General features: G+C 71.1%; 20 protein-coding genes, 1 pseudogene and 1 riboswitch. Of the genes and pseudogenes, 13 read left to right on the top strand and 8 right to left on the bottom strand.

Translation table 11 applies throughout. The features are described 5' to 3' along the window. Positions 1 to 10: 10 nt before the first annotated feature. On the bottom strand, positions 11 to 457 hold the full coding sequence (locus LJB74_RS14535) for a MarR family winged helix-turn-helix transcriptional regulator (protein ID WP_259309215.1): 447 nt from the start codon (positions 455 to 457) through the stop codon (positions 11 to 13). Then, positions 454 to 1185: an SDR family oxidoreductase gene (locus LJB74_RS14530; protein WP_259309214.1), complete on the bottom strand. Its 732-nt coding sequence runs from the start codon at positions 1183 to 1185 to the stop codon at positions 454 to 456. The genes LJB74_RS14535 and LJB74_RS14530 overlap by 4 nt, the downstream gene beginning before the upstream one ends. A 103-nt stretch (positions 1186 to 1288) precedes the next feature. On the opposite strand from LJB74_RS14530, the gene LJB74_RS14525 reads away from it, so the two are divergent. Next, complete coding sequence (locus tag LJB74_RS14525; protein ID WP_259309213.1) at positions 1289 to 1984, top strand: hypothetical protein; 696 nt, start codon at positions 1289 to 1291, stop codon at positions 1982 to 1984. A gap of 83 nt (positions 1985 to 2067) precedes the next feature. Here the strand turns inward: LJB74_RS14525 and LJB74_RS14520 are convergent, their stop codons facing one another. The 3 genes from LJB74_RS14520 to LJB74_RS14510 all read right to left on the bottom strand — a co-directional run bounded on the left by LJB74_RS14520 (position 2068) and on the right by LJB74_RS14510 (position 4396). Then, on the bottom strand, positions 2068 to 2943 hold the full coding sequence (locus tag LJB74_RS14520; protein WP_259309212.1) for a TSUP family transporter: 876 nt from the start codon (positions 2941 to 2943) through the stop codon (positions 2068 to 2070). A 194-nt stretch (positions 2944 to 3137) separates the two neighbouring features. Then, a complete protein-coding gene (locus LJB74_RS14515) occupies positions 3138 to 3881 on the bottom strand; it encodes a GGDEF domain-containing protein (RefSeq protein ID WP_259309211.1) in 744 nt (247 codons plus the stop codon). A 131-nt stretch (positions 3882 to 4012) separates the two neighbouring features. Next, entirely contained in the window at positions 4013 to 4396 is a 384-nt protein-coding gene (locus tag LJB74_RS14510; RefSeq protein ID WP_259309210.1) for an STAS/SEC14 domain-containing protein, read from the bottom strand. Positions 4397 to 4624: 228 nt separating this feature from the next. Further along, positions 4625 to 4699, bottom strand: a riboswitch (cyclic di-GMP riboswitch). Positions 4700 to 4962: 263 nt separating this feature from the next. Between LJB74_RS14510 and LJB74_RS20665 the strand changes: the two genes are divergently transcribed. From LJB74_RS20665 to LJB74_RS20915, 3 genes and pseudogenes are all read left to right on the top strand, one after another. Beyond that, positions 4963 to 5802 (top strand): alpha/beta hydrolase, encoded by an 840-nt coding sequence (locus LJB74_RS20665; protein WP_310650855.1) that lies wholly within the window; start codon positions 4963 to 4965, stop codon positions 5800 to 5802. Between the two features lie 122 nt (positions 5803 to 5924). Then, positions 5925 to 6623 (top strand): TetR/AcrR family transcriptional regulator, encoded by a 699-nt coding sequence (locus LJB74_RS14495; RefSeq protein WP_259309209.1) that lies wholly within the window; start codon positions 5925 to 5927, stop codon positions 6621 to 6623. Between the two features lie 104 nt (positions 6624 to 6727). Beyond that, positions 6728 to 7487: pseudogene (locus LJB74_RS20915) on the top strand (SDR family oxidoreductase). A gap of 149 nt (positions 7488 to 7636) precedes the next feature. Here the strand turns inward: LJB74_RS20915 and LJB74_RS14485 are convergent. Together LJB74_RS14485 and LJB74_RS14480 are read right to left on the bottom strand one after the other, a co-directional pair. Continuing rightward, positions 7637 to 9376 carry an MDR family MFS transporter gene (locus LJB74_RS14485; protein ID WP_259309208.1) on the bottom strand — a complete coding sequence of 580 codons (1740 nt, stop codon included), beginning with the start codon at positions 9374 to 9376 and terminating at the stop codon, positions 7637 to 7639. 94 nt (positions 9377 to 9470) lie between these two features. Further along, positions 9471 to 10091 (bottom strand): TetR/AcrR family transcriptional regulator, encoded by a 621-nt coding sequence (locus LJB74_RS14480; protein ID WP_259309207.1) that lies wholly within the window; start codon positions 10089 to 10091, stop codon positions 9471 to 9473. A gap of 262 nt (positions 10092 to 10353) precedes the next feature. On the opposite strand from LJB74_RS14480, the gene LJB74_RS14475 reads away from it, so the two are divergent. Continuing rightward, the gene (locus tag LJB74_RS14475) at positions 10354 to 11334 is read left to right on the top strand and encodes an ABC transporter ATP-binding protein (protein WP_259309206.1); all 981 of its coding nucleotides are present in this window, start codon (positions 10354 to 10356) and stop codon (positions 11332 to 11334) included. Beyond that, entirely contained in the window at positions 11331 to 12959 is a 1629-nt protein-coding gene (locus LJB74_RS14470) for an ABC transporter permease (RefSeq protein ID WP_259309205.1), read from the top strand. The genes LJB74_RS14475 and LJB74_RS14470 overlap by 4 nt, the downstream gene beginning before the upstream one ends. A gap of 94 nt (positions 12960 to 13053) precedes the next feature. On the opposite strand, the gene LJB74_RS14465 is transcribed toward LJB74_RS14470, so the two are convergent. After that, the gene (locus LJB74_RS14465) at positions 13054 to 13530 is read right to left on the bottom strand and encodes a hypothetical protein (RefSeq protein ID WP_259309204.1); all 477 of its coding nucleotides are present in this window, start codon (positions 13528 to 13530) and stop codon (positions 13054 to 13056) included. A gap of 365 nt (positions 13531 to 13895) precedes the next feature. Here LJB74_RS14465 and LJB74_RS14460 point away from each other — a divergent pair, with 365 nt between their 5' ends. Genes LJB74_RS14460 through LJB74_RS14430 form a run of 7 tightly spaced genes read left to right on the top strand, consistent with a single transcriptional unit; the run spans position 13896 to position 21629 of the window. Further along, positions 13896 to 15080: an ROK family transcriptional regulator gene (locus LJB74_RS14460; RefSeq protein WP_259309203.1), complete on the top strand. Its 1185-nt coding sequence runs from the start codon at positions 13896 to 13898 to the stop codon at positions 15078 to 15080. 47 nt (positions 15081 to 15127) lie between these two features. Then, on the top strand, positions 15128 to 16462 hold the full coding sequence (locus tag LJB74_RS14455) for an extracellular solute-binding protein (protein WP_259309202.1): 1335 nt from the start codon (positions 15128 to 15130) through the stop codon (positions 16460 to 16462). 10 nt (positions 16463 to 16472) lie between these two features. After that, positions 16473 to 17477: a carbohydrate ABC transporter permease gene (locus LJB74_RS14450; protein ID WP_259309201.1), complete on the top strand. Its 1005-nt coding sequence runs from the start codon at positions 16473 to 16475 to the stop codon at positions 17475 to 17477. Positions 17478 to 17518: 41 nt separating this feature from the next. Next, entirely contained in the window at positions 17519 to 18319 is an 801-nt protein-coding gene (locus LJB74_RS14445; RefSeq protein WP_259309200.1) for a carbohydrate ABC transporter permease, read from the top strand. Positions 18320 to 18322: 3 nt separating this feature from the next. Continuing rightward, positions 18323 to 19582, top strand: a complete 1260-nt coding sequence (locus tag LJB74_RS14440) for a 6-phospho-beta-glucosidase (RefSeq protein WP_259309199.1) — start codon at positions 18323 to 18325, stop codon at positions 19580 to 19582. Further along, a complete protein-coding gene (locus tag LJB74_RS14435) occupies positions 19570 to 20598 on the top strand; it encodes an N-acetylglucosamine kinase (RefSeq protein WP_259309198.1) in 1029 nt (342 codons plus the stop codon). Before LJB74_RS14440 ends, LJB74_RS14435 begins: the two co-directional genes overlap by 13 nt. Beyond that, the gene (locus LJB74_RS14430) at positions 20595 to 21629 is read left to right on the top strand and encodes an SIS domain-containing protein (RefSeq protein ID WP_259309197.1); all 1035 of its coding nucleotides are present in this window, start codon (positions 20595 to 20597) and stop codon (positions 21627 to 21629) included. The genes LJB74_RS14435 and LJB74_RS14430 overlap by 4 nt, the downstream gene beginning before the upstream one ends. Positions 21630 to 21677: the final 48 nt, after the last annotated feature.

Here is a 21677-nt window from a genome sequence, read left to right as displayed (position 1 = left end):
GACGTGCCGGTCAGGCCGTCGCGCCGTCGGGGTCGGCCTCGAGGAGACGGGTGAGGATCGCGGTGAGCTGAGCGAGGTCGTCGTCGGGGAGGTGGCCGATCGCCTCCGGCGGGCGCTGCAGGATCGCGTCGATGGTCGCGAGGGCGTCGCGCCCGGCAGCCGTGAGCACGACCAGCTTGCGACGTCGGTCGTCGGGGTGCGGCCGGCGTTCGACGAGGCCGTGGGCTTCGAGCTTGTCGACGATCAGGGTGGTGTACGGCGCATCGATCTTGTTGAGGTCCGCGAGCTGGCGGAGGGTCATCGGTCCGTCCCGGAGCTGGACGAGGACCTTCCCGCGTCCGCCACCGAGGCGGAAACCGAGCGTGTCGGCGAGCTCGCGGCGGCGGTTGTTCGCCTCGACGAACCGGTGCATCAGAGCCCATGCCTCCTGTCCGGGAGCCCCCGGGGTCGCGGTCACCACGGCACCGTCCGACCGAGGTAGTCGACGTAGTGCAGTCCGCGGCTGCCCCGGAGCGCGTCGAGCGTCGAGGCGACGCGGGGGATGCTCTCCTCGATGCTCAGGCGCGCGTCCGCACCGCCGAGGTCCGTCCGTACCCAGCCGGGTGCCATGAGGACGAGAGTCCGACGGTCGTCCCGGTGCCGCGCCGCGTAGCTGCGCATGAACGTGTTGAGCGCGGCCTTGCTCCCGCGGTACACCTCGTGCCCGCCACGTTCGTTGTTGGCGACGCTGCCCTGCCCGGAGGACATCACCCCGATCGTGCCCGCGGGGTCGACGAGGTCCTGAAGTGCCTCGATGACGCGCAGCGGACTCAGGGCGTTCGTGACCATCACCCGGGTGAACTCCTCGACCGAGGTCTCGGCCACCGTCCCCTCCGGCTGGTTGGTCACGCCGGCGTTCACGAACAGGAGGTCGAACAGGCGGCCGGCCAGGCGATCACGCAGCGCGACGATCTGTGCGGGCACGGTGATGTCGAGGGTCTCGATCTCGACGTGCTCCGGGTCCGCGTCGGCGAGGTCGTGCAGCGCGGTCCAACCCGGACCCCGGACAGTGGCCACGACCTCGCGGCCCTCGCCGGCCCATTGCCGGGCCAGCGCAAGACCCAGGCCGCGTGACGCGCCGATCAGCAGCACGCGCCCGCCCGGGCCCGACGGTTCGTCGACGGGATCGGTTCGACTCGTTGCCATCATGCCAATGATTATATGGCATACAACGAATCTGCCCCGCCCGCCGACGATCCCCGGCGCGTCGTCCACCGCATCATCGGCCGAGCCACCACAGTGAGCACCGATGACCAACCGCACCCGCCCCCTCGCCCTCCTCGCCCTCACCGGCGCACTCCTGTCGGGTTGCGCGGCGGCCACCACCGGCCTGCCGCTGTCCGCCGCCACGCAGCCCGGCACGACACAGCCGGGCACCGCACCCTCCGCCTCCGCGACCGCCACCGGCCCGAGCACCTCCGTCACGACGACGATCGCGATCGGCCCCGGCCCGTCCGGGCACTACACGGTCCAGCCCCAACCTGCACCCGGCACCTGCCACTACCGCGTCCTGGACGCCGCCGCCGGCAAGGTGCTCCCCGACCCGACCTGCACCCCGGGCGCCATCAGCCCGACCGTGACGCCTGCGACCCTGGCGACCACGATCTGCCGCTCCGGGTACACCGCGTCCATCCGACCTCCGACGGCGATCACCCGGCGGGAGAAGGCCGCCTCCGTAGCCGCCTACGCCTATGCCGGGAACCCGCACGTCGTCGAGTACGACCATCTGATCTCACTCGAGCTGGGCGGGGACCCCAACGACCCGCGCAACCTGTGGCCCGAGCCGAACGCGGCCACGGCCTCGTCGTTCACCAACGCGAAGGACGCCGTCGAGAGCCGCCTGCACGCCCTGGTGTGCCGAGGCGCGATCACCCTGACCGCCGCCCAGCGCGCGATCGCCACCGACTGGACGACCGCACTGGCTGCCGTGAGCACCGGTACCTGAGCACTGCCACCTGAGCACCGCCACCTGCGCGCCCTCACCCGAGCGCTGCACGCGTCGGGTCGACCGGCGGCAACGCCTGCCGTCTACCGGAAGAACTGGAACCCGAGGCGGACCACCAGCGCGCCGACCACCATGAGGAAGACGATCCGCACGATCCGGCTGCCGCCCCTGACCGCGGTCCGGGCCCCGAGATAGCCACCCGTCAGGTTGGCGACGCCCATGCACAGCCCCAGGTTCCACATGACGGAACCGTGCCTGGCGAACAGGACCAGCGCACCGAGGTTGGTCGCGAGGTTGACGATCTTCGCGGTGGCACTGGCCTCGAGGAACCCGTAGCCGAGGAGCCCGACCAGCGTGAACACGAGGAACGCTCCGGTGCCGGGCCCGGCAACACCGTCGTAGAAGCCGATCACCGCGCCTGTGAGGCCGGCGGCGATCGCATGCCGATGCCCGCTGAAGCGAAGCGCGGTGACCTCACCGAGAGCGGGACGGAGCGCCGTGTAGGCGCCGACGCCGAGCAGGATGACGAAGATCACCGGCTCGAGCACCCCTGACGGGACCGCGGTCGCCGACAGGGCGCCGAGCGAGGCTGCCGCAGCGGCGACTCCCGCAGTCGGCAGCGCGGTCCGCAGCGACGGCCGGATCCGCCGGTAGTACGTGGCTGCGCTCGTCGCGGTCCCCATGGCGCCCGCGAGCTTGTTCGTGGCGAGCGCCTGGACCGGGGTGAGCCCCGGCGTCAGGAGCAGGACGGGGAGCTGGATGAGCCCGCCTCCACCGACCACGGCGTCGACCCAGCCCGCCGACAGGGCCGCCACGAGGAGGAGGGCGAGCGTGCCCGGGTCGAGCGTCGGGAGCAGGTTCGCGAGCGTGGGATCGACCTCTCGGGTGGTGTCGACGCGGGGACGCCGCGCCGTCCGAGATCGATGTGGCCGGCACGTCCCGACCGGGCGGCCGGGCATCGCGCGCTGCATCGTAGTCGGGGATGCCGTCCGTGGCGTCCGTCGTCCATCCCTCGCGCCGCGTCCGCCGACACCCCGCAGACCATCGCGAGATCGTGAGTGCGGCGCGAGATCGCACGTCCAGACTGACGATCTCGCGCCGCACTCACGATCTCGCGGGTTGGGGCGGGACACGGCGGGTGGGTGTCGTCTCGTCAGCCGCCGGCCGCGTCCGCCTCGGCGCACGGCGCCCGGCCGTGACGGTCCTCGTCGTAGAGGACGCACAGTCCTCGGCCGCGTCGCTTCGCGTCGTACATGGCGGCGTCGGCTGCGGCGACCATCGCATCGGCGGTCGGGAGGTTGCCCACACCCATGGCCACGCCGACGCTGCTCGTCGTGACATGCCGATGCGTCCCGATCTCGTACGGCGCTCGGAGCGCCTCGTTGAGGCGGTGCGCGATGACCAGCGCCGCCTCTCTCGTGGCGACGGCATCGAGGAGGATGACGAACTCATCTCCTCCCAGGCGGGCGGCGGTGTCCCCGGACCGCAGCTGACGACGGATGCGTCGAGCCACGTGGACGAGCAGCTGATCGCCGGCACCGTGACCCCAGGTGTCGTTGACCGTCTTGAACCCGTCGAGATCGAGGAACAGAACGGCGAAGCCGATCTCACGCCGGTCCGCGAGGTCCAGGCGGTGGGACAGGCGGTCCCAGAAGACGGTGCGGTTCGGCAGCCCGGTCAGCTCGTCGTGGTGCGCCCGGCGGCTGAGCTCCCGCGTGGCCTTCGCCAGCTCGGCCGTGCGATCGGCGACCCGGCGCTCGATCTCGTGGAACGACGCCTCGAGCTCCTCACCGAGGAAGTTCACGCCGGCCGAGACGGCGTCGACGATGTCACCAGCAGGACCGACCGGCGCGCGGGCCTCGAACCGCAGCGCAGCGAAGTCCTGGATGGTTCGCACGACGTCCTCCAGCCGACGCTCGAGATCGTGGACCTTCGCGTCGTCTCGGTCCGTCGGCGGGCCGGCGCGGGACGACCCCGACCGACCCGGGATCCGCGACGGCTCGTCATCCCCAGACCGGGTCGGCGTCGTCACCCGCCGACCTCCGCGAGCCAGGCGAGCGCGGACGCCTCGTCGTCGAACAGCCGCGTCGGCACCTTGGGCTTGCTCACGGTGAGGAAGAAGTCCCCCATCATCCGGCTGAGCGGGGTTGCGACGACCAGGGCGACAGCCGACACGAGGTCGCCCCGGCGCACGAACTCCATGCGCGCGGCCCGATCCTGCGGGCCGGAGTCGTGCGTGTCCACCAGGAGCGGGGCCCGGCGCCCGCCGGTGAGCCTCTCCATCGCCTCGACCGCCGCGACCGCGTCCTCGAGACCCGTCGCGACCCGCGGCGCCCAGACGAGGTGAACCACGCCGTCCTGCCGGAGCCAGATGCGGAACTTCGGGTGGGCGATCTCCGTGTTGTCGTTCATCGGATCCCCGATCGTCGCCCGGCGCGTGGGTCCCCCCCGACGGGCTGATCCTGACCGTACCTCGGAGGTGAGACGTCGGGCTCGCGCAGCCCCATGGCTTGGCGCCCCGGGTGGCCGAGCCACCGGTCTTGACTCGTGGCCAGGCGTGGCACCGGCCTGCTCACGCGGCACGGCGCCGCGCGCACCGGTCGTACGACTCTTCGACACGACGACCAACAGCTCTCCTGGTTCGGCGGCCCGGCTGACCTCGAGGGTCCCGTGGCTTTGCGTCCCCACCTCGCGATGGGTTTGCCTTTTCGTCACTCAGATGGCCCATCGACATCACCACGGGCTCAAGTAAGCGTCCCGGTCCCACTACCCGCACCGTTCACCCGAACGGCCCAGCGCCCCGCGGTCGACCGGGGCCGCCCGGTCGATGGGGCACCCGCACGTCGACCGGTGCCGCGAGGAGCTCTCGGCGACACCCGCGGACAGGACTTCCCGACGGAGCCGGATCCCGGTTGGATCATGACCTGACACCAGCCCCGGGTGCGACCGAGGCACCCAGCACACCGGAAGGTTCCCTCGTGACCCACCACCAAGAGACCCGCGTCGAGGGACCGATCGAGCTGTGGCCGGACGCCACCGGCCCCGACGGCTCCCTCATCAGCACCGACCCCCGCCACCCCGACGACCCGCTCCTCCGCAACGTCACCCGTCCCACGCTGACGGCCCACCTGCCGGACCCGGCGGCGGCGACCGGCACCGGCGTGGTGATCTGCCCCGGCGGTGCGCACCACTTCCTCTCGATCGTCAACGAGGGCTCCGCCGTCGCACGCTGGTTCGCCGCGCGTGGGATCGCCGCGTTCGTGCTGCACTACCGCCTCCTCCCCACTGCCCGCGACGAGGCCGAGCTGACCGCGCAGATGGAGGCCGTGATGAACGTCCCCGGGAGGATGACCGAGCTCTCTCGGGACCACCGGCCGATCGCCGTCGCCGACGGCGCGCGCGCCCTCGAGATGGTCCGCGGACGCGCGGCGGACTGGGGGGTGGCGACCGACCGGGTCGGCATCCTCGGATTCTCCGCGGGCGCGTTCGTCGCCACCGCCACCACCCTGGACACCCCCGCCCCCGGCCGCCCGGACTTCCTCGCCGCGATCTACGGGTCCGTCTGGGAGGACCTGACCGTCCCGGCGGAGGCGCCGCCGCTGTTCCAGGCCTGGGCCTCCGACGACACCATCGGCGCGCTGATCGTCGAGTCGTGCCTGGCGCTGTACACCGCGTGGCAGTCCGCGGGCCGTCCTGTCGAGGCGCACGCCTACGCTGCGGGAGGGCACGGCTTCGGCATGCACCACCAGGGGTTGCCCTCCGACGGCTGGATCGATCAGCTCCACACCTGGCTGGGCCAGCAGGGGCTCCTCGGCTGACCGGTGGCGCGGGCGTCCTCGCGACGGGCGACTTCGCCCCGGGCAGCGGGTGAGCACCAGGAGTATCGGTGCTACCACACCGATGATTGCAGTGTTACCACCGGAGTGTTATCGTCGATGACGTGACCACACGAGCGGCGATAGTCGAGGCGGCGGCGGACCTCTTGGCGCGCTCGCCGAGCGGCGACATCTCGACCCGCGCGGTCTGCGAGGCGGCCGGGGTGCAGCAGCCGGCGCTCTACCGGCTGTTCGGCGACAAGGAGGGGCTGCTCGCCGCCACCGTCGATCACGTGTGGGACGAGTACCTGGGCATGAAGCGCTCCGCCGAACGCTCTCCCGACCCGCTCGAGGACCTGCGGTCGGGATGGGACAGCCACACGATATTCGCCCTCGCCCACCCGAACGCCTACCTGCTGCTCTTCGGGTCAGGGGCCGTCGCCCGGGCCGAGTCCGCGGCCGAGGCGATGCGGCTGCTCCGTGAGGTCCTCGACCGGCTGGCTGCACAAGGACGCCTGCGCCTGGATCCCGAGGCAGCGGCGCGGGTGGTGATGGCGGCGAACACCGGCGTCGCTCTCGCGATGATCCTGCGCCCCGAGCTCTACGCCGATGCGGCGTTGTCGACGACGCTGCGCGACGTCGTGCACGGCGCGCTCGTATCGGATGCCACCCCCGCCACCGACGCGGGTGAGCCCGACCGCGTCGCGGCGACCACCCTGCGGAGCGCGCTCCCGGCGACGGTCGGCGACCTGTTCACCGACCGCGAGGCGGGGCTGCTGGACGAGTGGCTGGAACGCCTCCAGTCCCGACCTCGTCCGAGCTGACCACTGCCGCGACACCACCGCACGTCTCCCGCTGCGCGGGGACGCGCTCCGTCGCGCCCGAGCACGGCGCGCCTCACCGCATCGCACCCGAAGGAGAGCTCCTCATGACCAGCACCATCGACACCGCACCCACCACCACCGCACCCAGGGTCGCCCTGGTCACCGGCGGTTCCGGCGGCATCGGCCGCGCCGTCGTCGAGCGCCTCGCGCAGGACGGCATCGCCGTCGGCGTGCACTACGCCGGCAACCGGGCCAAGGCCGAGGAGACCGTCGCTGCGGTCCGCACCGCGGGAGGCCGCGCGATCGCGGTCGGTGGGGACGTCGCCGACGAGGACGCGATGTCGGCGGCCTTCGACGCGGTGGAAGCCGAGCTCGGCGGGATCGACGTCGTCGTCCACACCGCGGGCATCATGCTCCTGGCGCCGATCGCGGCGCTGAACCTCGACGACCTCGACCGGATGCACCGCACCAACATCCGCGGGACGTTCGTCGTCGCCCAGCAGGCCGCCCGCCGGGTCCGTCCGGGGGGCGATCATCAACGTCTCGACGTCGGTCACCCGCACCCAGTTCCCCACCTACGGCGCGTACGTGGCGAGCAAGGCCGCAGTCGAGGCCCTCACCCTGATCCTCGCCCGCGAGCTGCGAGGCAAGGACGTCACCGTCAACGCGGTCGCCCCCGGCCCGACCGCCACCGCCCTCTTCCTCGACGGCAAGGACGAGACCACCATCGCGAACCTCGCCAAGGCTGCCCCGCTGGAGCGACTCGGCCGGCCCGACGACATCGCCGAGACCATCGCCTTCCTCGCCGGCCCCGCCCGCTGGGTCAACGGCCAGGTCATCTTCACCAACGGCGGCCTCGCGTAGCCGAGCCCGAGGCGCCGGGGCAGCGTCAGCGTGGGGCACGAGGGCCTCCTGTCGGCGGAGCGGATACCTCGGCGGTTCCACTCTCGCGGGAGGCCCTCACGCGCATCACTCAGATCAGCGCATCGCACCCACTCGACCGACGTCCCTGGTCAGGACAGCTGGCCGCGCGCGACCGGGGTCCCGTCCGCCTCTCGTGCCGGTCCGCTCGCGTCCGGGCCGTCCGGGCTCTCCGCGTCTCGCGGGTGGGCACTGGTGGCCGCGTCGTGCCGTGCCGCGACGGGTTGCGGCAGGTTCCCTTCGATGAGCGTGCCGTGGTCGGCGACGGCCTCCCCCCGCGCGACCATGCCCGCGACGTCGGACAGCTTCACCTCACGCAGGAACAGCGTGAGGACGAACCCGAGGGCGAGCAACGGCACGAGGTACCAGAAGGTGGGTGCGAGCGCGTTCGCGTAGGCGTCCACGACGCCGGTGTGCAGCGGCTCCGGAAGTGCAGCCACCGCGGCCGGCGTGAGGCTGTTGGTCCCCGCCGTGCCGGTGCTCGTGCCGGCGAACACCGCGCCGAGGTTGGTCTCCAGACGTGCGACGTAGAGCGTGCTGAACATCGTGGTGCCCACCGCCGCGCCGATCTCGCGGAAGAAGTTGCTCGCACTCGTGGCGGTGCCCATCTCGGCCGGGTCCACCGAGTTCTGCACCGCGAGCACGATCGTCTGCATCACCAGGCCCAGGCCCGCACCGAGGACGACGAGCATCGCCGAGAAGAGCAGCATCGTGACCTCCCCGGTGAGCCGGGTGAGCCACATCATCCCGAGGGTCGCGACGGCCATGCCCACGATCGGGTACGTCCGGTAGCGCCCGCTCCTGGTGATCGCGAACCCGGACCAGATCGCGGTCCCCATCAGGCCGGCCATCATCGGGAGCATGAGGAACCCGGACTCGGTGACCCCGGCGCCGGTGGCCATCTGCAGGAACTGCGGCAGGAAGCTGAGCGCAGCGAACATGCCCATGCCGATCAGCAGCCCGACCGAGGTCGCGATGGCGAACGTGGGGTTCTTGAACAGGTGCAGCGGCAGGAGCGGCTCCTCGGCGCGCTGCTCGACGACGACGAAGGCGACCGCGGCGAGAAGCGTGCCCACGACGAGCGCGAGCAGGCCCGGGTCGGTCCAGTCGAAGCCCGCGTTGCCCGTCCAGCTCTGCCAGGACGTGGTCAGGATGAGGCCGGAGGTGGCCGCCACCATGAGCATGATGCCGGCGACGTCCACCTTGCGGCCCGAGCGGTGCGTCGGCAGCTTCAGCGTCTTCCAGGCGACCACGAAGGCTGCGATGCCGACCGGGATGTTGATCCAGAAGCACCAGCGCCAGGACAGGCTCTCGGTGAAGAACCCACCCAGCAGTGGTCCGATCACGGCCGCGATCCCGAACAGGGCGCCCATCGGGCCCATGTACTTGCCGCGTTCCTTGGCCGGGACGATGTCCGCGATGATCGCCTGCGACAGGATCATCAGCCCGCCACCACCCAGGCCCTGGATCCCGCGCCAGATGACCAGCTCGCCGAAGTTCTGGGAGAAACCGGCTGCTGCCGACGCGACCGTGAACAGCCCGATCGCGATGAGGAACGGGTAGCGCCGGCCCCACAGGTCGCCGAACTTCCCGTAGAGCGGCATCACGACTGCGGTCGCCAGCATGTAGGCGGTGATGACCCAGCCCTGGTGCGCGACCCCGTTGAGCTCGCCGACGATGGTCGGCATCGCGGTACTGACGATCGACTGGTCGAGGGAGGACAGGAACATGCTCGCCATGAGCGCGCCGAAGATCACCAGCACGGTGCGCTTGGTGAGAACGATCAGCGGCTTGCCTGCTGCCTCGGCCGAGATCGGTGGGGCGGATGCCATCGGAACCTCATTCGGGTGGTGCGGGTGGGGGGTGACGGCGCCGGTGCCGTGAAGCGGGCGTGACGTGCGGGTCGAGCGCTGTGCGGCGCGGCTCCTAGGTCTCGGCCAGGAGCGCGCGCAGGTCGTCGACGACGGCCGCCAGGTGATCCCCGGCGACGCCGTCTCCACCGGTCGACTCCCAACGGGAGAAGGTGGCGCGGGTGATGACCATGGCCACGATCCCGACCAGCTCGAGCCGGTAGGCCGGGGTGTCCTCACCGAGGCGGCGCCGCACGAGCGACTCGATCTCAGCGCGGTTCATCTCCATCCAGGCCTGCAGCCGGACCAGCAGGCGCGGCTCCTTCCGAGCCAGCTCCATGGCCGCAGCCATGCGCACCCGGCCGATCATCGGCGCGTCGAGCAGGTCGGCGATGATCACCTCGAGGTCGGGCAGCAGCCGGCCGGTCGGGCCGCCCGCGGCGAACTCGTCGGAGACGGCAGCGCTGACCGACCATGGCTCGATGCCGAGCACCGCGTCGTCCTTGGACTCGAAGTAGTTGAAGAACGTGCGCGTGGACACCCCCGCCCGATCGCAGATCGCCTCGACGGTCGCGCCGTCCAGACCGTCTCGCTCGACGAGCTCGTGGGCGGCGTCGATCAGCGCCTCGCGCCGGGCGAGCTTCTTGCGCGCACGCAGTCCGGCAGGTTCCGGCGACGACGCGGACGTGGTGGGCATGAGCCAAAGATTACATCTCATGCAAAATTTCATCTAGTGCAAGCTCGGGTGAATCGCGTCACCCCGTGCCGCGGTCCGAACCTCGGCGAGCGAGGTCATCCACTGCGTCGCTCCCTCGCCACCAGTGCGCCGGCCCCACATGCCCGGCACCCCTCAGCGGTGCAGACCCTGCCGAGCTGATCGACGAGGCCACCACCGCCACCATCAGGTCGGGACCGACGGCCCAACCACAGGGGCCGTCTGAGGAGTAGTCAGGACGCGGGTGACGCATGCACGTCTCTGCTCGAACAACCGCAGCGGTGAGGTCCCGATGGCAGCAGTGGTCGTGGAGGGCCTGCACAAGGCCTATGGAGAGGTCCTGGCGGTCGACGGCATCGACCTCGCCGTCGAGCAGGGCGAGGTCCTGGCCCTGCTCGGCCCCAACGGTGCCGGCAAGACGACCACCGTGGAGATCCTCGAGGGCTTCCGTCGCCCGGACTCCGGGACGGTGCGCGTGCTCGGGATGGACCCGCAGACCGGTGGGCGGTCGCTGCGCGAGCGGATCGGCGTCGTCCTCCAGGAGGCCGGGTTCGAGGACCAGTTCACCCCGCGTGAGCTCATCCGGCTCCACGCGGGCTACTACCCGCACCCCCGCGCCGTCGACGACGTCCTGCGGCTCGTCGGGCTGGAGGAGAAGGCCGACGCGAGGGTCCGGACGCTGTCCGGCGGGCAGCGACGCCGGCTCGACCTGGGGCTGGGGATCGTCGGGCAGCCGGAGGTGCTGTTCCTCGACGAGCCGACGATCGGGTTCGACCCGTCGGCTCGGCGCAGGGCCTGGGACCTGGTGGACGGCCTGCGCGACCTCGGGGCCACGATCCTGCTCACGACGCACTACCTCGACGAGGCCGAGCACCTCGCCGACCGTCTCGTGGTGATCGACCACGGCCGGGTGGTCGCCCAGGGCACGGCCGAGGAGCTCGCTGCCTCGGCCGGGCAGTCCACGGTCATCTCGTTCCGGCTGCCGTCCGGGGTCACCGCCGCCGACCTGCCCCGGATCGGGCAGGAGATGCGCGTCGCTGGCTCGGTGGCCGACGTGCGGACGTCCTCGGCCACCGCCGACGTCAACGCGCTCGCCGCGTGGGCTGTCGGCAGAGGTGTCGAGCTCGAGAGCCTCACGCTGACGCGCCCGAGCCTCGAGGACGTCTACCTCGACCTGGTCGGCGGTCAGGAGGATGCCGAGGACGCCGAGGAGGCTGCGCCGTGAGCGCCGACCTGGCGCTGCTCGGCCGTCAGGTCCGCCACGAGCTGGTCGCACTGCGTCGGACGCCGCTCACGATGATCCTCAGCATCGTGTTCCCGCTGCTGTTCTTCATCCTGCTCGCGGCCGTGGTCGGCAACGAGACCATCGACAGCCGTCAGGGCGTCCGGCTCGCCCAGTTCCTCGCCCCGTCGATGGCGAGCTTCGGCGTCGTCATGGCGACGTTCTCGTTCCTCGCCGCCGGGTTCGCCGAGGCGCGCAGCACCGGCGTCCTCAAGCGCCAGGGCGGCACGCCGCTGCCGCGGTGGGCCCTGCTCGGCGGACGGATCGGCGCCGCCCTCCTCCTCGGGCTCGTCGCCACCTCTCTGGTGATCGGCACCGGCGCAGCCCTCTACGGCGTCCAGGTCTTCGCCAGGACGCTGCCGGCGGTCCTGGTGACCCTGGTGCTCGCGTCGGTGTCGTTCAGCGCGATGGGTCTGGCCGCCGCCCTCCTGCTGCCCACGCCGCAGGCCACGATCGCGGTGACCAACGGGATCGTCATCCCCATCGCGTTCGTGTCCGACACGTTCATGGTCAACGGGACGCTGCCGTCGTGGATGTCGACGCTCGGCTGGATGTTCCCGCTCAAGCACCTGGTGAACCTGCTCGGTGACGCGTTCAACCCGTACCTGACCGGCACCGGCTTCCAGCTCGACCACCTCGCGGCCATCGCGGCGTGGGGGGTCGGCGGAGCGCTGGTGGCGGCATGGGCCCTGCGCCGCGAGCAGGACCGCACCGCGGTGCGACGACGCCAGGCACGCTCCGCCCGCGCGTCCGACGCCCGACCCCGCCGCACCACCTCCCCGTCGCCCGCCGCCCTCCTGGTCGGCCAGGTGCAGCACTCCGTGCGGGTCCTCACCCGTGACGCGACGGCCGTGTTCTTCGCGATCGCCTTCCCGATCCTGCTGGTGGCGCTCATCCCGACCGTCAACGGCGGCGGCGACCAGCGCATGGCCGACGGCCAGACGCTCGGGGCGTTCTTCGCCGCGACCATGGCGGCGTACGGGGCCGCGGTCACGGCCTACGTCAACCTCCCGACCGGCCTCGCGGAGGCCCGCGACCTGGGCGTGCTCCAGCGGATGCACGCCACGCCACTGCCCGCCTGGACGCTCCTGGCCGGGCGGGTCGTCGGCGCCCAGGTGGTCGCCGTGGTGACGCTGGCCGGGATCGACGTGGTCGGCGGCGTCATGTACGGCACACCGATTCCCGCGGCGTTGCCCGCGGTGCTGCTCACCCTGCTGCTCGCGACGACGTGCTTCGCCGTCGTGGGGATCGCCGTCATGACCCTCGTCCGCTCGGCGTCCTCGATGATCGGGGTCACCCTCGGCGTCCTCCTGCCGCTGTGCTTCATCTCCGACGTGTTCGTCGTCGGGGTCAGCTACCCGCCGGTGCTGCAGGGACTGTCCTGGTTCTTCCCCCTGCGCCACGCGACCAACGCCCTCACGTCGGCGGCCGGAGCGACCGGTCTCGGTGGGGGGTTCTCCTGGGTGCACCTCGGCGTGCTGGCGGCCTGGACCCTCGCCGGAGCCGCCGTGGTGGCCGTCCGGTTCAGCTGGGTGCGCCTCGAGCCGCGGCAGCGCCGGAGGGTGTGAACCGGCCGGAGCGGCGGTGAGGCCGGGGGCACCGTGTGCCGCTCAGCTCGCCGGTGGTGGGGACCGGTCGCGTTCCCGCGCAGCGCCCGCGTCGTCAGACGAGGAGCTGGGAGACGCGGCCGCGTGAGACGTGGGTGAGGAACGCGATGTCGGTGATGGACAGGCCACGGTCGCGCAGCTCCTTGACGACCTCGCGGATGCGCCTGGCCGCCTCTGCCTCGGCGTTCTTGGCCTCCCTCATGGCCGCCCAGGCGCCGATGACGCGGGTCATCAGCTCGTCGTCACCGATGTCCGGGGCCGAGACGACATGCACGTCCGCGTCGTCGGTCAGGGCACGCACGAGCTCCCACGTCTTGACCTCGAGCTGCTCGAGGGTGGCGCACTCGGTGATGCCGACCACGCGGGCCTGGCCCTCGGCGTCGGGCTCGTGAACGAGTACCCGGATCTGCCAACCGCCACCTTCTCGGGGGGTGGCCTTGCCGACGTAGCTCTTGTCGAGCGGCCAGTCCGCGAACGGGTTCGCCGGCAGCCGGCCGGCCCCTGACGCTCCCTGCGCTGCGGTCTCGGACATGTGGGTGGTCCTCTCATGAGTGCGCCTGCTGCACGCACGGCCTGCACGTGACATCGTCACGATAGCAGCGCTAGATCATCAATATCTAGGGGTGGTATATAGCCACACGCAACCCCCTCCTCGCTCGCCAGGCAGGCGCCCATCCAGCCTCGACGCCAGCGACACCCCCTGTTCCGTCGCAGCTCTGCGGTGGGAGCGCGACCGCCGAGCACGACCGGGACGAAGCGCGACGCCGCCTGGTGACAAGGGTCGACGGGACGGCATCCTGCCCGGTCGCCACCCATTGACATCCATGGTGAACTACCAGCAACATACTTTCCTAATAGATCTTGCCGGCCTCGTCCGGATCGAGTCTGAGGAGTCCGATGTCGACGGAGACAGTGCCGGGGACGCAGTCCTGGTTGCGGGAGCGGAACGAGCGCACGGCGCTGTCACTGCTGCTCGAGCACGGCGAGCTGACCCGCAACCGGCTCAGCGAGCTCTCCGGCCTGTCGAAGGTCACCGCGTCCCACATCGTCGGGAACCTCGAGTCCACCGGGCTCATCGAGGTGGCGGGCTCGGTGCCCGGCGGACGCGGTCCGAGCGCCGCCAGCTACGCGATCCGCCCCACGTCCGTCCTCGGCGTCGCGATCGACATCGACGAGAAGGCCATGCGATCCACGGTGGTGGACGCGTACGGACGCGAGCACCCGGTGGCCGAGCTCGCACGTTCGCGGGCCTCCCGCGACCGCAGCGCCGTCTCCGACGTGACCGAGTCGATCGCCGCAGCATGCGCTGCCAGCGGCGTGGAGGAGAGTGCCGTCAGCGTCGTGTGCATCGGCATCCCCGGCGCCGTCGACCCCCGCACCGACCAGCTGCGGTTCGTCGGTGACCTGCCCGGATGGCCACGACGGGGAATCCGGCGCCACCTCGAGGACGCCCTCGGCCGCGAGGTCGTGATCGAGAACGACGCGAACCTGGCCGCCATCGCCGAGCGCAAGCAGGGTGCCGGGACGGACGTGTCGAGCTTCGCGCTCGTGTGGATGGGCCACGGGCTCGGCCTCTCCGTGGACCTCGACGGCCACGTGCACCGCGGCGTGTCGGGGGGCGCCGGGGAGATCGACTACCTCGAGGTCCCCAAGCGGTCCGCCGCGCTGGACCCCGGTGCCGAGACGCTCCAGGACCTGATCGGCGGCCCGGCCCTCATCCGGCTCGCCCGGGTCCACGGGGTCAAGGCCCGCAGCTACCAGGAGCTCGTGGTCGCGCTCGCCGGGCACCCGCAGCGCCTCGCCGTCCTGGAGGATCTCGCACCGCGCATCGCCATGGGTGTCATGCCGGTGCTGTCCGTCCTGGACCCCGAGCGCGTCGTGCTGGGCGGACCGACCGGCCAGATGGGCGGGGCCGAGCTCGCGGAGCTCGTGCAGCGCTCGATCCGCCACAGCTCCCACTGGCTCCCGGACGTCGTCACGACGGCCGTCCCGGACAGCACCGTCCTCCGCGGCGTCCAGGAGCTCGTGATCACGAAGGTGCGCGACCTGCTCTTCAAGAAGGTCGGCTCGACATCCGACTAGCTGCTCTCCGTTCGTCCGCCCTCCCCCACGATGAAAGAGGTTCCGCGATGCAGCACCGTTACTCCAGACTCCTCGCGGCGACGGCCATCCCGGCCGTGGCGGCGCTCGCCCTCGGAGCATGCTCCGGGGGGACGACGAACGGCGCGGCCCCCATCGCGTCCGCTGCGCCGACGGCGCTGACCGGCACCATCTCGGTGTGGCACGGCTGGTCGGACCGTGAGGCCGCAGCGTTCCAGGGTGTCATCGACGACTTCGAGGCAGCGAACCCCGGGGTCAAGGTCGAGGTGCACTCGGGACAGGACGACTCCAAGCTCGCGAAGGTGATCAGCACCGGAGGAGACGTCGACGTCGCCCTGTCCAGCTCGATCGACAACCTCGGGACGTTCTGCTCGTCCGGCGCCTTCCGCGACCTCGGTCCGCTCATCTCGCGCGACGGCGTCGACCTGACCCAGATCCCGGACACGTTCCGGAAGTACACCGCCTTCGAGGGCACCCAGTGCTCGCTCCCGGTCCTGGCCGACGTCTACGGGCTCTACTACAACACCGACCTGCTGTCCGCGGCGGGCTACACCGCCCCGCCCAAGACGTTCAGCGAGCTGCAGGACATGGCTCTGAAGCTGACGACCTACAACGCCGACGGGTCGATCAAGACTCTCGGGTTCAACCCGCTTCTCGGCTACTACGAGAACACCGCGACCCAGCTCGCCCCCACCGTCGGCGCCACCTGGACGAAGGACGGCAAGAGCGCCATCGACAGCCCGGCGTGGAAGGACCTGCTCACGTGGCAGAAGGGCTTCGTCGACGCGATCGGCTACGACAAGCTCAAGACCTTCACCGCGGGTCTCGGTGACGAGTGGTCCGCCGACAACGCCTTCCAGACCGGCCAGGTCGCCATGAACCTCGACGGCGAGTGGCGCACGGCGTTCATCGCGGACCAGGCGCCGGACCTCAAGTACGCCACGGCCCCCTTCCCGACCGCCGACAACCACACGGATCTCTACGGCGGCGGCTACGCCACCGGCACGGTGGCCGGCATCGCCAAGGACTCGAAGAACCCCGAGGCGGCCTGGGCGCTCATCAAGTACCTGTCGCTCAACACCGACGCCGTGGTGAAGCTGGCCAACGGGATCAAGAACGTGCCCACGACCACGGCCGCTCTCGCCTCGCCGAACCTCCAGCTCCCGCCGGAGTTCACCACGTTCCTCGACATCGCCGGTTCCCCGCACGCGATGTCGTCGGACATCACGAGGATCGGCAGCACGAGCCAGACCACCTTCGAGACCTACTGGCACACCTACGAGCAGGGCAAGGGTGGCGACCTGGACACCGGTCTGAAGAAGGTCGACCAGGACATCGACAACGCTCTTGCGATGAGCAAGTAGCCACCCGGCGATGGCGATCACGACGGACCACACGGGGGGGCGGGCGATGCGTGCCGTCCGCTCCCCCGGCCGGACCGGGTGGGGAGGCGCGCGGAACCGTCGCACGGTGGTGGCCTGGGGGATGCTCACCCCGGCCCTGCTGGGCCTCGGGGTCTTCTTCCTCTACCCCCTTGCCGCGAACATCTTCTACTCGTTCACGCGGTTCGACCTGGTCTCCGCCCCGCGATGGGTCGGCCTGCGCAACTACCAGTACCTGTTCACGCAGGACCCGAGCATCGTCAAGGCGAGCCTGAACACGCTGTGGTTCGTCGCCATCCTGGTGCCGGTGCGGATCGCCAGCGCCCTGGTGGTCGCCGGCCTGATCGTCCGCGCCAAGCACGCCTCAGGTTTCTGGCGCACCCTGTTCTACCTGCCGGCGCTGGTGCCGCCGGTCGCCTCCGTGGTGGCGTTCGTCTTCCTGTTCAACCCGGGGACCGGCCCGGTGAACCTCGTGCTCAGCCACCTCGGGATACACGGACCGCTCTGGTTCAACGACCCGGCCTGGTCGAAGCCGTCGCTCGTGCTCCTGGGCATGTGGGTGCTCGGCGACATCATGATCATCTTCGTCGCCGCCCTCCTGGACGTCCCACGGGACCAGTACGAGGCGGCGTCGCTCGACGGCGCGAACGGTCTGCAGAAGGTCGTCTTCGTGACGCTCCCGAACCTCGTGCCGGTGCTCATCTTCGCCGTGATCACGGGGGTGATCGCCGCACTCCAGTACTTCACCGAGGCCGTGGTCGCGTCGGGTGTCGCCAGCGGCAAGACCGGCGTCGAGAGCCAGAACCTGTCCCTCGTGATCGGGTATCCCGACAACTCGCTCCTGACGTACACCGGGTGGCTGTACGCGCGAGGGTTCGGGAGCTTCCAGCTGGGGTACGCCGCCGCGATGGCCGTCCTTCTCTTCGTCGTCGCGACCGTCTTCATCGCGGCCCTCCTGCGTCGCTTCAACGCCTTCTCGACGGGGGCCGGCTCGTGAGGGCCGGCACACGGCGGTCGCCCGGACGCCTCCTGCTCTGGGTGGCCGAGCACACCGTCCTCGTCACGCTCGGCGTCCTGGTCGCAGGACCGCTCCTGTTCGTGCTGCTCACGTCGTTCATGTCGAGCAACCAGACGCTCACCGCGTCGTTGTGGCCCGAGCCGTGGCAGTGGGGGAACTTCACCAAGGCGTTCACCCAGGCCCCGCTCGGCGTCTGGTTCGGCAACTCGGCGCTGTACGCGGTGCTGGCGACCGTCTTCATGCTGCTGTCGTCGGTGCCCGCGGCGTACGTCCTGGCGAAGATCGAGATCAGGTTCAGGAACGCGATCTTCCTCGCCGTGATCATCGCGATGCTCCTGCCGCCCCAGGTGACGATCGTCCCGATCTACGTCATGTGGGCCAAGATCGGGCTCACCGGCACGCTGTGGCCGCTGATCCTCCCGAACCTTCTCGGCGACGCCTTCTCGATCTTCCTGCTGCGTCAGTTCTTCCTGACGATCCCCCCGGAGTACGTCGATGCGGCGCGGCTCGACGGCTGCAGCGACTGGGGGGTGCTGCGACGGGTGATCATCCCGATGGCGCGTCCCGGCATCGCCGCCTCGGGGATCTTCTTGTTCTTCCACGCGTGGAACGACTACTTCGGACCGCTGCTGTACGCGTCCGAGAACCCGTCGAGCTGGCCGGTCGCCTACGGCATGGCGACGTTCCACGGGACGCACGGAACCGACTGGGGCACCACGATGGCCGTCACCGTGCTGGTCACGATCCCGGTGGTCGTCGTCTTCTTCCTCGCCCAGCGGACTTTTGTCGAAGGAATCACATTCACCGGCGTGAAGGGATAGGTCGTGAAGATTGCAGTGGTCGGTGGGGCATCCACGTACACCCCGGAGCTGATGGACGGTCTGGCGCGCTCACGCGACCAGATCGCCGTCGACGAGGTGTGGCTGGTCGACCCGGACCGAACCCGGCTCGAGCTCGTCGCAGGCGTCTCGACGCGCATGTTCGCGCGAGAGGGGCACCCCGGGCGCGTCGTCGCGACGACGGACCTGGTCGCCGCGGTCTCGGACGCCGACGCCGTCCTGATCCAGCTGCGCGTCGGCGGGCAGCGTGCCCGCCACGGCGACGAGACCTGGCCGCACCTGTGCGGCTGCATCGGGCAGGAGACGACGGGTCCGGGCGGGTTCGCGAAGGCGCTCCGGACGGTGCCGGTGATGCTCGACGTCGCCGAGGTCGTCCGCGCGCACGCGAAGCCCACGGCGTGGATCGTGGACTTCACCAACCCGGTCGGCATCGTGACGCGCGCGCTGCTCGAGGCGGGCCACCGTGCGGTCGGCCTGTGCAACGTCGCCATCACGCTGCAGCGGACGTTCGCCGGCCTGCTCCAGGCCGATCCGCTGCAGGTGCACCTCCAGCACGTCGGGCTGAACCACCTGACCTGGGAGCGTGCGGTCGACGTCGACGGCGTCGACATGCTGCCCGTCCTGCTGAGAGACCACCTCGCCGACGTGGCGGGGGCCGTGGACCTCCCGCCGGCGCTGCTGACGTTCCTCGGTGCCGTGCCGTCCTCGTACCTGCAGTACTACTACACGCACGACGCGGTGCTGAGCCGGCAGCTCACGTCGCCGACCCGGGCCGAGGCGGTCATGGCGATCGAGGAGGCGCTCCTGAAGGAGTACGCCGACCCTCGGGTGAACACCAAGCCCGAGGCGCTCAAGGGGCGCGGCGGCGCGTTCTACTCGGAGGCAGCGATCGAGCTGTTCGGCTCGTTGCTCGGCAACGACGAGGGGCGGCACGTGGTGAACCTCCGCAACGACGGTGCTCTGCCCTTCCTGCCCGACGACCACGTGATCGAGGTGCCTGCCGTCGTCAACGCCGACGGGATCACCGCCCTGCCGATCGCCGAGGTCCCGACCGACATGGCCGGCCTCATCAGCCACGTCGCCGCGTACGAGAGGCTCGCGCTCGACGCGGCCGTCCACGGTGGGCGCGACCGGGTGACGCGGGCGCTGCTCGCCCACCCGCTGGTCGGTCAGTACGAGCCTGCCGAGAAGCTGACGGACCTGCTCGTCTCGGAGAACAAGGACTACCTCGCATGGGCACGGTGAGGCCACCCCGGCCGGCGATCCTCGCCGTCGACGGCGGCAACAGCAAGACCGATGCCGCCCTGATCGCCGGCGACGGCTCGCTGCTCGCGTTCGCGCGGGGCCCGGGCTCGTGCCACCAGGTGATCGGGATCGACGCCACGATGGACATCCTGCGCGGGCTCGTGGCCCAGCTCGCGACGGACGCCGCGCTCGACCCCGAGCAGCCGATCGCGGACCACGGCGGCTTCTACCTGGCCGGAGCGGACCTCCCGACGGAGATCGACCTGCTGACCAGACACATCGAGTCGGAAGGGTGGACGTCGACCGTCGCGGTCGACAACGACACCTTCGCCCTGCTCCGCATCGGTACCGAGTCGCGCGATGCCGTGGCTGTCGTCTGCGGCGCCGGTATCAACTGCGTGGGCGTCAGCGCCACGGGCGGGGTCGCACGGTTCCCGTCCCTCGGCCGGCTCTCGGGCGACTGGGGCGGCGGGGCGCAGCTCGGCGACGACGCCCTGTGGTACGCCGTCCGGGCGGAGGACGGTCGTGGTCGCCCGACCGCCCTCCAGGAGGCCGTCCGCCGGCACTTCGGTCTCTCCACGGTCGCAGCGGTCTCGGCGGGGATGCACCTCGGCGACATCGACACCGCGCGACTGCACGAGCTGGTCCCGGTGCTGCTGGCCGTTGCCGCGGACGGCGACGAGGTCGCGCGATCGATCGTCCTCCGCCTGGCGGAGGAGGTCGTCACGCTCGCCGTCGTCGCCCTCGGGCGCCTGAACCTGCTCGAGTCCCCGGCCGAGGTCGTGCTCGGCGGCGGTGTGCTCGCCGCCCGCAACCCGTTCCTCGTCGAGGCCATCGCCACCCGGATGCAGGAGCGTGCACCTCGCGCCATCATCCGCATCGTCGACGAGCCTCCTGTCACCGGCGCGGCCCTGCTGGGGCTCGACACGTGGCGGGCACCGGCGACGCTGCGCGACCACCTGCGCAACGAGCTGCGCTCACGCGCCGCAGCAGAACGTCGCCGGACGTCGGCATGACGACGCAGATGGCCCGGGAGATCCGGGAGCAGCCCGCGGCGGTCGCCCTCACGATCAGCAGCCTGCTGGCGTCGGCCGGGTCGATCCGACGGCTCGTCGCCGAGCGGAGGCACGTGCTCCTGATCGGTCGTGGGACGTCGGACAACGCGGCCGTGTACGGCCAGTACGTGCTGTCGACACGGGGGCGGCTCGCCACCCTCGCCTCGCCGTCGATCGCCACCGCCTACCATTCCGACCTCGACCTCGGCGATGTCGTCGCGGTCGGGCTCTCGCAGTCGGGGACGACCTCCGAGATCGTCGAGACCCTCGAGTGGGCGGCCCGCTGCGGCGCCCGCACCGTCGCGGTGACGAACGAGCCCGAGTCCGACCTGGCTGCCGTGGCGGACCTCGCGCTCGTCACGCGAGCGGGGCGCGAGGTCGCCGTGCCCGCCACGAAGACCTACACGTCGCAGCTCGCGGCGATGGCCGTGCTCGGTCTGGTCCTGGCCGAGGACACCGAGATGCTCGACCAGCTCGAGCGGGTTCCCGATCAGATGGCGCGGGCGCTGGACTCGGCCCCGCTCATGGAGCAGCTGGCCGGGCAGCTCGTCGGGGCCGACAGGTTCGTCGTCGCGGCCCGCGGCTACGCGCTGTCGGTCGCGCGGGAGCTCGCGCTGAAGCTCCAGGAGGCGTGCTACGTCACGGCGGTCGGCCTGTCCTGGGCGGACCTGCTGCACGGTCCGATCGCGATGGTCGGTGAGGGGACTCCCACGGCCCTGATCGCCTCGACCGGGGATGCCGCGGTGTTCCCGGGCACGGCGGAGGTGGCCCGGCGGTGCGCGCGGGCAGGTGCGGACGTGATCGCGTTCGGTGGCGACGCCGAGCTGGCCGCGGAGTGTCGCGTCTCGGTCGCCGGTCCCGACGCAGACGCGATGCTCGCGCCGATGTCGCTCGTCGTCCCCGGTCAGCTCCTCGTCGAGGCACTCGCGCGCGCGAAGGGGATCGACCCCGACGCACCGCGTGGGCTGCGCAAGATCACCCAGACCGCCTGAGCCCGCCGGGCTCCGACGGCACCCGACCCCGGGACGCGCACGAGCGTC

The sequence above is a fragment of the Cellulomonas sp. P24 genome (genome assembly GCF_024704385.1).
Lineage (GTDB): Bacteria > Actinomycetota > Actinomycetes > Actinomycetales > Cellulomonadaceae > JAJDFX01.
This window is presented reverse-complemented; position numbering and strand designations above follow the sequence as displayed.

Coding starts and splice junctions, on each gene's coding strand:
- LJB74_RS14530 (WP_259309214.1), bottom strand. CDS start 1,185: ATGGCAACGAGTCGAACCGATCCCGTCGACGAACCGTCGGGCCCGGGC.
- LJB74_RS14525 (WP_259309213.1), top strand. CDS start 1,289: ATGACCAACCGCACCCGCCCCCTCGCCCTCCTCGCCCTCACCGGCGCA.
- LJB74_RS14520 (WP_259309212.1), bottom strand. CDS start 2,943: ATGCCCGGCCGCCCGGTCGGGACGTGCCGGCCACATCGATCTCGGACG.
- LJB74_RS14510 (WP_259309210.1), bottom strand. CDS start 4,396: ATGAACGACAACACGGAGATCGCCCACCCGAAGTTCCGCATCTGGCTC.
- LJB74_RS14485 (WP_259309208.1), bottom strand. CDS start 9,376: ATGGCATCCGCCCCACCGATCTCGGCCGAGGCAGCAGGCAAGCCGCTG.
- LJB74_RS14480 (WP_259309207.1), bottom strand. CDS start 10,091: ATGCCCACCACGTCCGCGTCGTCGCCGGAACCTGCCGGACTGCGTGCG.
- LJB74_RS14465 (WP_259309204.1), bottom strand. CDS start 13,530: ATGTCCGAGACCGCAGCGCAGGGAGCGTCAGGGGCCGGCCGGCTGCCG.
- LJB74_RS14460 (WP_259309203.1), top strand. CDS start 13,896: ATGTCGACGGAGACAGTGCCGGGGACGCAGTCCTGGTTGCGGGAGCGG.
- LJB74_RS14455 (WP_259309202.1), top strand. CDS start 15,128: ATGCAGCACCGTTACTCCAGACTCCTCGCGGCGACGGCCATCCCGGCC.
- LJB74_RS14450 (WP_259309201.1), top strand. CDS start 16,473: ATGGCGATCACGACGGACCACACGGGGGGGCGGGCGATGCGTGCCGTC.
- LJB74_RS14435 (WP_259309198.1), top strand. CDS start 19,570: ATGGGCACGGTGAGGCCACCCCGGCCGGCGATCCTCGCCGTCGACGGC.
- LJB74_RS14430 (WP_259309197.1), top strand. CDS start 20,595: ATGACGACGCAGATGGCCCGGGAGATCCGGGAGCAGCCCGCGGCGGTC.